Here is a 12,751-nt window from a genome sequence, read left to right as displayed (position 1 = left end):
CAGGCCTATCATATTTGCGCTTTTTACTAGCTAATGCTATCCTGACTATAGTATAACGAATACTTTGAAAAGAGGAGTTATTAAGCATGAAAGGAAAATTTAAGCCTTTTTCCACTTCACTGATGGGCTCCTGGCCGCGTAGTGAAGAGTTGTTGGAGGCAAGCCAAACTTATCGTCAGAAAAATTTATCTGATGAAGATTATTCTGCTTTAGTCAACCAAGAAACAGAAAAGTTAGTTAGAGCCCAAGAGGCTGCTGGGATTGATGTGATTACTAATGGGGAATTAGCACGGGATAATTATATCTCTTTTGTCGCAGATAAGGTCCCTGGCATTGAGTTGATGTCTGTTGAGGAAGTTATGGCCTTAACGAATGAAGATGATAAGGACCAATTACAAAGCAGCTTAGAAGAAAGAGATGTTCATAATACAGGAATGAACAACCCAATCTGTACAGGCAAAATAGACACAGATGTTAAGTTAGATACGGATGAAATGCTAGCCTTAAGACAAATGACTAATCATCCCTTGAAAGCCACCCTACCTAGTCCCTATTTGTTAACTCGGTCATTGTGGTTAGAAGGGGTTTCAGACAAGGCTTATGCCAGTCGTGAAGACTTAGGTCAGGATGTTTTAACCCTTATTCTTAATGAGACCAAGCGTTTGCTTGCTATGGGTATTGAAGTTATTCAAATAGATGACCCGATTCTTGCAGAAGTTGTTTTGTCTGAGGACATGAAGCGGGGCTTTTACTGAGGGGTCTTGTCAGAGAAAGTCAAGTTTGACGAAGAATTAAAATTTGCCCAGTCCTTAATCAAACCTGTTTTAGACCTTATTCGACCTAGCCAAAGCTTAAGCATGTTGCATGTCTGCCGGGGGAATTATACACGCGATGAAGCGGGTTTATTAGAAGGCTCTTATGCTCCCTTATCTGACTTTTTTGAAGCAGTGGCTCCTGACATGTTGACTTTAGAATTTTCAACGCCAAGAGCTGGGGAATTAAAAGACCTTTTCCGGAACGAACACTTAGCTGACCATGTCATGTTAGGGCTTGGTGTGGTCAATCCAAGAACGGATGAGATTGAAAGTATCGATAGTATTGTGGCACGTGTTGAAGAAGCCTTAGCTTATTTACCTGTTGATCGTATTTGGCTAAACCCTGATTGTGGTTTTGCTACCTTCTCCAATCGCCCAATGAATCAGGACCGGGTGATCGCCAAGAAGATGCGAGCTCTTTCTCAAGCAAGTCAGCTATTAAGGGACAAATACGCTTAGTTAGAAGAAGTAAAGATAAAATTGAATCCAATGGCTAAAGGCTTTCTAATAGGAATTAGGGAAGGACTTTAGCCATTTTTTAGAAATGAGGGAAAGCTATGATTTATTTAGATAATGCGGCTACCAGTATCCAAAAACCTGTTTGTGTCATTGAAGCGGTAGTGGATGCCATGCATCACTTAGGAAATGCTGGTCGTGGAGCGAACGAAGAGTCGCTTCAAGGTTCACGTACTTTATTTAATTGTCGGAGTCAGTTAAACCAATTGATGCATGGGGAGTCGCCTCAGCAGATTGCTTTTGCTTTAAATTCAACTGAAGCATTGAATACGGCCATTCGCGGGCTTTTTCGGCCGGGTGACCATGTGATTAGTTCAGTGATGGAACACAATTCGGTGCTTCGTCCTCTCTATTCTTTAAAAGACCAGGGCTTGGAACTGAGCTTGCTACCGTGTGATGACAAAGGACGCCTGGTTATCGAGGACTTGCCCTCTTACATACGTTCGAATACCAAAGGCCTTGTTCTTACCCATGCCTCTAATCTCACTGGAAACTTGAATCCTATTGAGGATTTAGGGCAGATTGCTCATGAACATGGCTTGTATTTTGTCGTAGATGCTTCCCAAAGCCTGGGGGCCATCCCTATAGATGTCCAGGCAGCCCAAGTGGATGTGCTTTGTTTTACTGGGCACAAGAGTTTGCTTGGGCCCCAGGGAACAGGAGGTCTCTATGTGCGTCCAGGTCTCAATATTCGTCCACTCAAGGCAGGGGGAACAGGGATCGATACCTACAACCATTATCAACCTCAACGTATGCCTGAAGCCCTTGAAGCTGGGACGCAAAATGGTCACGGTCTAGCGGGTCTGAGTGCAGCAGTTGAGTATATTCTTGATCAAGGGGTAACAAATATTCATGAGAGAGAAGTATCTTTAATCCAGTATTTTTATCAAAATTTACAAGATATAGAAGGCCTCCATATTTACGGCGACTTTACAGCTGATCGGGCACCGGTTCTTGCGCTTAATGTCTGGGATATCGATTCTTCAGAAATTGCTGAAGACTTAGAAGAAGACTTTGATATTGCCGTACGTTCAGGAGGGCACTGTGCTCCGCTTATGCACCAAGCGTTGGGGACAGCTGACCAAGGGGCTGTGCGCTTTAGCTTTGGCTACTTTACAAGCAAAGAAGAAGTAGACCAAGCCATCACAGCACTTAAAATTTTAGTTGACCGTTATCGTCCTGAATAGGAGGTTTTCAACATGGAATATATCCGATTATATACCCGGCAACATGAAAATTCGCTCTATGAATTAGAGCGCACAGGATCTATTCGAAACAAAAGCATCTACGTTCGTTTGCACATGGGGCCAGATGCTGATTATTTTGCTGAAAGATATCGCAGCTTTGTTGCGATGGCAGAAGAGCGAATCCCTAGACCAGAAGGGGTGGAATACCCGATTTGGTGTGCTATAAGTAAGGATACCGCCCGGCTGCCGATTAAAGGGGAATTGCTCTATTGCCTAAGGGTGCCCAAGGATCAAGTTATTTTTTTTGATGGGCAAAAATGGGACTATGTTTTGAACTATTTGTATATTCCAAGTGATGAGCTAGATAAGTCTGCTTTTAAGCAAGAGCTACAAGCCCGAGGCCTGCCATCCGCCTATAATATTATAAAGGGTAAATATGCCGGCTTTTATCCTGATCTTGAAGAGAAAATTCGCGCCTCTTGGCCAAGAATATTTGACATTGAGGAGCCGTCTCGCTTTAGGGTCCAGGCTAATCTTTGGGAGATTCGACAAGAGTGGATTGAAGACATTATCTATCCAGGGGAAGACTTCGTTCAAAAGACCCAGGGTAAATTAGATGCTTTTGGACAGTGAGGTGCTTTATGCAAACAATTGCTCTTTATACCCGACAGAATGAAAAATCTTTGCAGGAACTAAAACGGACAGGGGCTGTGCGCAATAAAGAGATTTATGTCAGACTTCATATGGGTGTGGATGCCGATCATTTTTCTGAACGTTATCGCTGCTTTGTTGAGATGGCGGAAAAATTTGTATCCCGTCCTCAGGGTGTTGATTACCCAATCTGGTGTACAGCTAATAAGCATTATTGTAAGCGTCCTGTTCAGGGTGAACTTGTTTACTGCCTCCAAGTTCCCCGAGAAGAAATTATATTCTTTGATAGTCTAAAATGGGACTATGTTCTAAATTATCAGTATTGTCCTAAAAATGAAGCAGATGCCCGAACTTTCAACCAAAAATTAGAAGCTTTAGGCATCCAAAACATTGTCAACTTATTCCAGAGAAAATATGATGGCATGTATGAAGAGATCAAACATGAGATTAAGAACAGCTGGTCGAGAATATTTGATTTAGAAACGAAAGATCCAGCGATTATCGAAGGAAATATTTGGCAAATTAAAGAGGAGTGGATTCAGCATATTGTGTATCCAGGAGACTCATTTTTTGAAATCGTTAAGGATATAGAAGATAGCTATTAAATGAGTAAATATTTAAAATAAAACAGTAAAATGTTAGACTACTAACATTTTATTAAGCAAAGGTATGGTTAAATATAAGTGTAGAGGAAAACATTAGGAAAAATGTAAGCGCTATATTTGATTTTAGCCTTGCCCAAGTGTTTACTTCTCGGAGGCGCTTTCGTAATGCTGTGATATCAGCTTTTGATTTTATTAGGAGGAAAACTAATGACTGAGAAACAAAATCCAGATTACAAATATGTTGATGAGTATGGCTTCGATGAAGCAGGTTTAAAAGAAGCCTTTGAAGAAGCACGTAAGATTTATAAAGAACGTGGTTTCATGCGTGAAATGGGTGTCGGTAAGGCACCAGCCATCACAACAGTTGACATGGCTAGAGCTTGGATGACAGAAGGCCACCCCTTCACTTGTGATCACTCTGAAGAAGTCTGTGCTGAAGCACTAAAAGTATTAAATGCTGGGCGTAAAGCAGGCATTCCAATCTTTCATACAACGACTGGCTATTGGGGTGAACAGCAATGGGACCTACCACGTTGGGATGAAAAGATTCCTATGCACACCTTAGATATTCATGATGATTACTGGATGGCTATTGATCCTAAATTAGATCCTCAGCCAGAAGAACCAGTTATTCATAAGAAATATGCTTCTAATTTCTTCGGCACCCATTTAAATCAAACCTTGAATTTCTTAGGAGTAGACACTTTGATCGTAATGGGAGCAACAGCATGTGCCTGTGTACGCCACACCGTAATGGATTCAACAGGTTATGGCTATAAAACATTAATTCCTCGTGGCACAGTTGGCGACCGTGTACCTGGAGTTATTGAATGGAACCTCTTTGACATGGAGGCTAAATTTGCTGATGTTTGGGAAGTTGATGAAGTCGTTAAATATTTAGAAGGCATTGATCCTAGCGTTTATACTAAGCATGAACGTGCTAATGATTAAATTAAGACAAATTGCATAGCACTAGGGGCTGTGCCTTAACATATTAACCCGTAAGGCCCTGAAGGCAAACTTGCGGGTTTTGTTTATCTATAATTTCAAAGAAAGAGAGGCAGAACATGGCTTTACTAATCAAAAATGGAACGATTGTTTCCTCGGTAGCTGAATACCAAGCAGACATTCTCATTGAAGATGAAAAAATTAAAATGATTGCTAATAATATAGATGAAGCAGACCATGAGTTGGTTGATGCGACGGGCAAATATATTTTCCCTGGTGGAGTTGATGAGCATGTCCATATGGGGCCTTTTGATACTTATGGTTTTGAAACTTCTCATGCGGCCTTAGTGGGAGGCACGACAACAATCGTTGATTTTGCCCCCCAAGATAAAGGAGAGACAGTGATTAACTCTTTCCACCGTCATAAAGATGAAAAAGCTCAGGGTATAGCTTCTCCCGATTTCTCATTCCATGGGATGGTGATGGATACTAGCGAGGCGCTATTAGACGAAATTCCTAAGATGGTTGAGAATGGTATCGTTAACCTTAAATTCTTTATGGCTTATAATGGGACGCCTTTCCATGTAGAAGATGATTTGATCTTTAAAGCCATGCAAATTTGTAAGGATTATGGGATTACACCTTGGGTCCACTGTGAAAACGGGGATATGATTGAGGTCTTGAAAGAGGAATTAGTTGAAGAAGGCGTAACTAAACCGATTGGACATTATCTCTCTTCACCACCAACTGTTGAAGATGAAGCCGTTCAGCGCTTAATTTATCTCGCTAAGTTGGCTGATTGTCCAGTCTTTATCGTTCATAATACAACAGCAGGTGCTTGTGCCAATATCAAACGAGCTCAAGATGAAGGGCAAGCAGTTTATGGCGAAACTTGCACCCATTACCTAGCTATTGATACGTCTTACCTTGAAAAAGAAAATTTTGAAGGGGCTAAGTGGGTATGCGGCCCTGCAATTCGGCCAAAAGAGCATATTGAGGCTGTTTGGAGAGCTTTAGAAGAAGACACCCTAATGAGTATTGGTTCTGACCATGCTGCCGTTGTTGGGGGCTTTGAGCAAGCTAAAAAACGTGGAATCGATGATTTTACAAAGATTCCCAATGGCGTTCCTGGTATGCAAGACCGTCTTCACATGGTATGGACACAAGGCGTCGAAAAAGGACGAATTTCAAAACAAGATTTTGTACGTCTTTGTATGGAAAATCCGGCCAAACTATGTGGAATATACCCTCAGAAGGGGGCTTTACTTCCTGGCTCTGATGCTGATATTCTCATTTGGGACCCAAGCTATAAAGGTAAAATTTCAGTAGAAAATAGCTACGAAGGTACTGACTATAACACCTTTGAAGGTTTTGAACAAAAAGGAATTGCCGACAAAGTTTATCTTAGAGGTCAATTAATGGCTGAAAGAGGGGAGCTAGTTGGTGAGAAAGGGCAAGGTAGGTATATCCGCCCTAAAGCTTATACTGTCTGCTATGATAAATACCATAAAGGAGAATAGCAAGTTAGGAGTTGCAATCCGTGAAATATATCATTGTATCCAATAATGAAAGCTTATTAAAGCGTGTTGATTATTTGCATTTTGTAGAAGGTGGCTTTTGGGATGTATTAATTGAAGTACGCAATCTGATTCATATTGGTTGGCGTCCTCTGACACATCCCTTGCCGGCTTCTCTACGGATGATGCTATCTCCTGTACGATCCGTTATCTTAGCTGATGTGAGTCACGATAAGAGCTATGAGATCATTGAACAATCAATGGATCTTTATCAAAGGACTCTGGGAGAAAGACAAGCTGACTTTAAAAATTTAACCGACTACCAGCGACTTGACCAGGAACTTTTGATGGCAGCCTTAGCTGACCTTTAGGCCGGACATTCTATAAAGAGGTGTGAAGATGAAACTTGAATTACAAAATGTTGTTATTAAAAAAATTGATTTTGGCAAAAAAACAGAGATCAAAGACGACCAGCTCTATATTAATCGAGATGAAATGATAGCTGAATTAATGGCGATTGACCAGGTCAAAGCGATTCAAATTGTCTTGGCTCGGCCCGGTGAAAAGAAGCGTTTAATTCCTGTCAAGGATGTGATTGAACCTCGTTTGAGAATTGGACGGGGGAATCAATTTCCTGGGGTAACTGGAGAAATTGAACAATTAGGTCAGGGAAGCACCAAAAAAATGCAGAATGTAGCAGTCGTTACTGTGGGGGATATTGTTGGCTTCCAAGAGGGAATTATTGATATGTGGGGCGAGGGAGCTAAGTGGACACCATTCTCACAAACATTGAATGTCGTTGTTAACATTGAGCCGGAAGAAGGCCTTGAACCACACGAACATGAAAAAGCTTGCCGGTTAGTTGGGCTTAAGGCGAGTGAATATTTGGGAGCTGCTTTAGAAGGCATTAGTCCAAACTCAAGTGAGTCTTTTGAGATTGAAGATGTGAAAACTAGTTTGGAAAAATATCCTAATTTACCACGGGTTGCCTATGTGGAGATGTTAATTGCTCAGGGACTCCTTCATGATGGTTATATTTATGGAGTGGATGCTAAGCAAATTCTACCCACTCTGCTGAACCCATTGGAAGAGTTGGATGGAGCGGTTATATCGGGGAACTGTGTGGCAGCTTGCGATAAGATAACGACCTACCAACACCAAAATAATTCCGTTATCTTAGAATTACTTAAACGCCATGGCAAAGATTTAGTTTTTGTTAGTTCAATTCTTGTGCCAGAATTAACCATTCTGGACGGCAAGTTTAGAACAGCTGACTATACCGTGAAGTTATGCCAGTTGCTTGGTCTGGATGGCGTCATTGTCTCTGAGGAAGGCTATGGAAATCCTGATTCGGATTTAGTAATGATTGCCGAAGGATTAGAGAATTCAGGAATTAAAACAGTTTTGATTACGGATGAGTGCTCAGGTTGGGATGGTGATTCTCAGCCTCTAGCAGATGCTAAAGAAGAAGCTAAGGCAGTGATTTCAACTGGAAACGTTTCTCACCTTATCCATTTGGAAGCTGCTGAAGAGGTTTTAGGAGATGCTAAAGCAATTGCCAATCTCTCAGGAGGTTGGGAAGGTAGCTTAGATGAGGCAGGAAATATTAGTTGTGAGCTAAATGCGGTAATTGGAGCTACATCTGAAATCGGTTACCATAATCTTACTGTCGAATTACACTAGGGAGGAGGCTAATAATGAAAAAAGTACTCTATTATTTAAACCAGTTCTTTGGTCAAATTGGGGGCGAAGATCAAGCTGATATAGAACCGCGTTTAGTTGAAGGTGCCATTGGACCAGCTATGGCTTTTTCCCAGCAATTAGAAGAAGGAGAAGTGACCCATACTATTATTTGTGGGGATAATTACTTCAATGAAAATTTAGAACTTGCCCAACAATTTATTATGGAGAGCTATAATGAGCTCCAGCCAGATTTAGTGGTCGCTGGTCCTGCTTTTAATGCAGGGCGTTATGGGATGGCTTGTGCAGGTGTTGCGAATACCCTAAAAGATAAAACGACGGTTCTTACTGGGATGTACCATGAAAATCCAGCCGTAGCACAATGCCGTAGCCATGCCTATATCGTTCCCACTGGTGATTCAGCGGCATCGATGCGTAAGGCTTTACCTGCTATGGTTGAGCTAGCAACTAAAATCTTGGCTGGTAAAGAAATTTTAGCAGAAGAAGATGGCTTTATGATGCAGGGGCGTCGTTTGACGGTCTTTTCTAATCAAACAGGAGCTGAGCGAGCTAGCGAAATGCTCTTAAAACGTCTGCATAACGAAAGCTATGAAACTGAGCTTCCCATGCCAGAATTCGATTATGTCCAAGCAGCAAGTCCAATTACAGATATGCCGCATGCGACAATTGCTCTGGTCACAACAGGGGGAATTGTTCCTGAGGGTAACCCTGACCACTTGCAATCCGCTTCTGCTCAGAAATGGGTAAAATATGATGTCTCAAATTTAACTCAGCTTGCAGGTAAATTTATTACTGTTCATGGGGGCTTTGACCCAGTTTATGCGAATGATAAGGCCGACCGTATTGCACCTTTAGATGAACTGTATCGCCTAAAAGAGAAGGGGACTATCGGAGATATCTACAAGTATTTTTACTCAACAACAGGGACAGGGACTTCTGTCGGAAATTCTGAGAAATTTGGTCGAGAGATCGGTCAAGAACTTTCAGATGCAAAAGTAGACGGCGTCATCCTAACTTCTACCTGAGGGACCTGTACGCGTTGCGGTGCAACGATTGTTAAAGAAATTGAACGTTTTGGAATTCCTATAGTGCATATGGCAACGATTACTACTATTTCGGAGTCTGTTGGTGCTAATAGAATTGTACCAACTATAGCCATTCCTTATCCTGTGGGCAATCCTGAATTAGATGACAGAGAAGCGAGCCTTAGAGATGAATTAGTAGATCGGGCGATTCGTGCGCTATCAACTGATGTCGCCTCACCGACTGTTTTTAAGAAAGAATAACTTAGAGGGGGAGAGTCTGACTCTTCCCTTATTTAAATTTATTTTTAAAAAATCTATTTATAATAATAATTCAGCTTTTAAATGATAAAATAAACTTATCATTTATAAAACATTACTTTTAAAATGGGTTTAGAGGTGTGAGGATGTACTATAAGGAATTAGCAAATTTTTCACTATTTCAAAATGTTAGTAAGGAAAGTGTTGACCTAATTAATGCAATGAATATCAGAGTAAAAAATTTTAAAGTAGGTGAGCGAGTTAATTTTTTGGGTGATCCGATTCAATATATCTATGTCATTGCATCGGGATGTCTTAAAACAAATGAATATTTAATGAATGGTAAGGAAATTGTATCGTCATATTACTTCGGCTATGACGCTTTTCCCTTATATTTGATCTATGGGGGAGCAACAACTTACCCTTATAATATTTATTGCCATAAACAGGCTCAAGTATATTGTTTACCTGTTGAGGAGCTAAAGGCCTGTATTGATGCTGATCCAAAACTTATGTCAAATGTATTGGTATTTGTTTCTAAATATTGTTTAAAAAACAAGAAAGTCATTCAAACAGCTAGCTATCCTAAAGTATCCCAACGTTTGGCTTTCTGGCTCCTAACTTCGAGTGACCAGAGAGATAATTTTAGGATACCAGGAACTCAGGAACTCTTTTCAGATATACTTTTGGTGAATCGGTCTTCTTTAAATCAAGAGTTAAAACGTTTGACCAATAATGGAATAATTTCAATCTATGGTCGTCGTATTCACATAAATGACCGGTCGGCTTTAAATAGGATTTTAGAAAACGCTTAAAAATAGGCCATTAAAAAACGACTCGAAACCGAGTCGTTTTTGTGCGTATGATCAGGCTTGATTTAAGCTAGTCTTATTAAGAACATTTATTCAAAAATTGTTTGTTCGCTGATGTCAGTTTGTAGAGCATCTAGAGCTTTGTTAACTAAGTTTAAGCGAAGTTTATGTTCGTCTTCTGGACTTAATTCTGGGTTACCGAGTGGGTGAGGAATAGCGATTGTAGGTACAATCCGGTTCGCCCCAACGGTTTGAGAAATAGGTGTAACAGTACACATATGAACGATTGGAATACCAGCGCGTTCAATTTCTTTATACATCGTTGCTCCGCAACGCGTGCAGGTACCTCAGGTGGAGGTGAGGATAACGGCATCAACGCCATCCTCTTTCAATTGGTTAGCGATTTCTTCACCGTATTGGCGAGCGCTAGCTACTGCAGTACCGTTCCCAACTGTCGTGAAGAAGGTATTGTAGACTTTACCAATTTCGCCCGCTTCTTCTTTTTCACGCAAGATATCGAGCGGTAACACACGGTCAGCGTCTTCATCTGCGTAAGTTGTATCATAACCACCGTGGGCAGATTCGTAACCGTCTTTAAAGTTTTTAACGCCTTCGATATTGTAAGCGCCAAATTTAGATGCGGAAGATGATTCGATGTGGTCAGGGTTGCCTTCTGGTACAACACCACCGGATGTTACGAGGGCGATGGTTGCATTCTTAAGGTCCTTGAGGGCAGGAGCTGGATCCACATTATCAAATTCTGGCATTGGATATTCGGTAGTAAATTCTTCGCCATTTAATTTCTTAATCAGCATATTGACAGCACGTAAAGAGCCGCGTTCTTCTGCTTGATAGTTTTGACGGTGGCGAGGGAAGTAACCGTCTTTATCTGGTGTCACATCTTCCCCAGCTAATATTTTATTAACCAGTCCAGAAATGGCAGGAATTGCTTTACGCATTGAGGCAGCTGAATTACCTGTTGGCACAATATAAGCTGTCTTGCTGTACATTTCTTTCCCTGGGTTTTCTTCGTACATACCAGTTACTGCAGGAATGCCTAGCTCAGTAATGACTTCACTAGCGACTGCACCAGCGGCCATCCCATAACGTCCAGCATTGAAGGCAGGACCTGCAATCACGAGATCTGGTTCATAAGATTTAATCATCTCTAGAACTTCTGGTAAAGCGGTATCGATATTTTCATTAAAGTAAGAGTCACCACAGACAACAGTGCCGACGATTTCGGCATCTTCTAAAGGACCATTTAGACCAAGACCGGGACCTTTAGGACCATCTTCTTTAAAGGGTTTAGTGTCTGCTTTCTCTTCACCACCAATCCCAGCATAGAACTGGTTGATGTAGTGAACAACACGTTTAGTCATTTATAAACCTCCTTTGATTCCTTATTAAATTATACAAAACGAGCAGATTGTTTATTAAAGCCTAACTCATTGGTTGCCCCAGTGATCGCTTGAATTTCAACAGTGATTTCACCGTTTTCTTTCAAGCTACCTTCTGCACCACCAGCGATAATGTCAACATATTCTGTCGTTCCAATGATGCGATCCATTGCAGGTAGGGTAATGACTTCGTTGGCATTCCCACCTGTAACAGCAGCGTTTGCTAGTGGATCCGCATCTGCTAAGGATTGAGAAGATCCATCGCGTCCGGCATACTCATCGGTTACGATAACAGTCTTAACACCAGCTTTTTCAAGCTTCGTACAGTTCATAATCAAGTCTGTATCAGGGTTCCCGAAACCTTCTTGAGATACGATAGCGCCATCTAAGCCCAAGAACTTCGCTAATTTAGCTGTGAAATCGCTAGAACGTTGCTTGTCAGCAAGGTAAACCGCTTCGTTGGTGATGATAACACCCATGAAGTTGATATCTTTACCGTGGCGAGCATACAAGTCTTTAATAATTGGATTATTTAAGTGGTGGTAAGTTGTATTCTTGTCACATGCAGATACACAGTTACCTGAAATAATCGCGCCGTCCATGATTTCAGTAGGGTAGAGAATGGTAGGGACAATATGCTTAGCGTCGGTACCATAAACGTAGGTATCATGGAGTAAACCTTGAGTTTGTAGCATATAAACGTAGCCAACTTTTGGTAGGTCAGGATATTCATTGGCCTGTTCAAAGATTGGTTTTGTTTCATAGACTTCAACATTATCAGCTTCAAGTTCCGTCCCTAATTGGCCTAAATAGTTCGCTACTTTTAAGCCAGCTAAACGCAGGGCTTCTTCATGGGCATGGGTTTCAATGCCTTCAACAGGTTGAGCCACTAAAACAATATTAATATTTTTAGAGAATGGTGTTAATTCTGCGCCAGGACCACTCATATCAACGATACCTTCTTGGAAACGAACCAGTTTCCCGGCTGTCATAACTTCACAGCCTTTAAGGGCAACTGTTTTACCTTCCCCTACAGTATCAACTCGGTTAATAACACCTGGGAAAACGCCAGCTTTAGAATCAACCTTAGCACGGGGTTCGATAACGTCCTTAACAGGAGTAATACGAACAGATTCACCTGGTTTGGCGATTTCAATTTCAACCGATTCGAAGCGGTCGTCTTCAAGCACTAAGTCTTTGACTTCTTGCTCATTAATAGATAGAACAGAATCTTCAATTTTGGATTCGTTAGTTAATACGACATCCTTAATTTGAATTTCTCCAAATTCTAATTTCATAAACTCACCTCTCAATTA

13 protein-coding genes are annotated in these 12,751 nt (G+C 41.2%); 11 read left to right on the top strand and 2 right to left on the bottom strand.

Features of this window, described 5'->3' with window-relative positions; genetic code table 11:
- Positions 1 to 86 precede the first annotated feature (86 nt).
- The 11 genes from QP860_RS10605 (at position 87) to QP860_RS01750 (ending at position 10,038) form a co-directional block, all read left to right on the top strand.
- Positions 87 to 755 (top strand): uroporphyrinogen decarboxylase/cobalamine-independent methonine synthase family protein, encoded by a 669-nt coding sequence (locus QP860_RS10605; RefSeq protein WP_070616986.1) that lies wholly within the window; start codon positions 87 to 89, stop codon positions 753 to 755.
- Positions 756 to 761: 6 nt separating this feature from the next.
- On the top strand, positions 762 to 1,274 hold the full coding sequence (locus tag QP860_RS10600) for a uroporphyrinogen decarboxylase/cobalamine-independent methonine synthase family protein (RefSeq protein WP_070616987.1): 513 nt from the start codon (positions 762 to 764) through the stop codon (positions 1,272 to 1,274).
- A gap of 98 nt (positions 1,275 to 1,372) precedes the next feature.
- Entirely contained in the window at positions 1,373 to 2,518 is a 1,146-nt protein-coding gene (locus tag QP860_RS01790) for an aminotransferase class V-fold PLP-dependent enzyme (RefSeq protein ID WP_070616988.1), read from the top strand.
- A 12-nt stretch (positions 2,519 to 2,530) separates the two neighbouring features.
- A complete protein-coding gene (locus QP860_RS01785) occupies positions 2,531 to 3,151 on the top strand; it encodes a DUF3841 domain-containing protein (RefSeq protein WP_070616989.1) in 621 nt (206 codons plus the stop codon).
- Between the two features lie 8 nt (positions 3,152 to 3,159).
- Positions 3,160 to 3,774 carry a DUF3841 domain-containing protein gene (locus tag QP860_RS01780; protein WP_070616990.1) on the top strand — a complete coding sequence of 205 codons (615 nt, stop codon included), beginning with the start codon at positions 3,160 to 3,162 and terminating at the stop codon, positions 3,772 to 3,774.
- Between the two features lie 207 nt (positions 3,775 to 3,981).
- The gene (locus QP860_RS01775) at positions 3,982 to 4,725 is read left to right on the top strand and encodes an isochorismatase family protein (RefSeq protein WP_070431744.1); all 744 of its coding nucleotides are present in this window, start codon (positions 3,982 to 3,984) and stop codon (positions 4,723 to 4,725) included.
- A 116-nt stretch (positions 4,726 to 4,841) separates the two neighbouring features.
- Positions 4,842 to 6,242 (top strand): dihydropyrimidinase, encoded by a 1,401-nt coding sequence (gene hydA / locus QP860_RS01770; protein WP_070616991.1) that lies wholly within the window; start codon positions 4,842 to 4,844, stop codon positions 6,240 to 6,242.
- 20 nt (positions 6,243 to 6,262) lie between these two features.
- Positions 6,263 to 6,610, top strand: coding sequence for a GrdX family protein (locus QP860_RS01765; protein ID WP_070616992.1), 348 nt, complete (start codon positions 6,263 to 6,265; stop codon positions 6,608 to 6,610).
- Positions 6,611 to 6,638: 28 nt separating this feature from the next.
- Entirely contained in the window at positions 6,639 to 7,922 is a 1,284-nt protein-coding gene (locus QP860_RS01760) for a glycine/sarcosine/betaine reductase component B subunit (protein ID WP_070616993.1), read from the top strand.
- Positions 7,923 to 7,936: 14 nt separating this feature from the next.
- A complete protein-coding gene (locus QP860_RS01755; RefSeq protein WP_083294291.1) occupies positions 7,937 to 9,226 on the top strand; it encodes a glycine/betaine/sarcosine/D-proline family reductase selenoprotein B in 1,290 nt (429 codons plus the stop codon).
- 143 nt (positions 9,227 to 9,369) lie between these two features.
- Positions 9,370 to 10,038, top strand: a complete 669-nt coding sequence (locus QP860_RS01750; protein WP_070616995.1) for a Crp/Fnr family transcriptional regulator — start codon at positions 9,370 to 9,372, stop codon at positions 10,036 to 10,038.
- Between the two features lie 86 nt (positions 10,039 to 10,124).
- On the opposite strand, the gene grdB is transcribed toward QP860_RS01750, so the two are convergent.
- Both grdB and QP860_RS01740 read right to left on the bottom strand, forming a co-directional pair.
- Positions 10,125 to 11,417, bottom strand: a complete 1,293-nt coding sequence (grdB, locus tag QP860_RS01745; protein ID WP_083294292.1) for a glycine reductase complex selenoprotein B — start codon at positions 11,415 to 11,417, stop codon at positions 10,125 to 10,127.
- A gap of 29 nt (positions 11,418 to 11,446) precedes the next feature.
- On the bottom strand, positions 11,447 to 12,733 hold the full coding sequence (locus tag QP860_RS01740; RefSeq protein WP_070616997.1) for a glycine/sarcosine/betaine reductase component B subunit: 1,287 nt from the start codon (positions 12,731 to 12,733) through the stop codon (positions 11,447 to 11,449).
- Positions 12,734 to 12,751: the final 18 nt, after the last annotated feature.

Source organism: Aerococcus sp. UMB1112A, assembly GCF_030230715.1.
Taxonomy (GTDB): Bacteria; Bacillota; Bacilli; order Lactobacillales; family Aerococcaceae; genus Aerococcus.
Note: the sequence above shows the minus strand (reverse complement) of the source record. Positions and strands in the feature narration are given on the sequence as shown.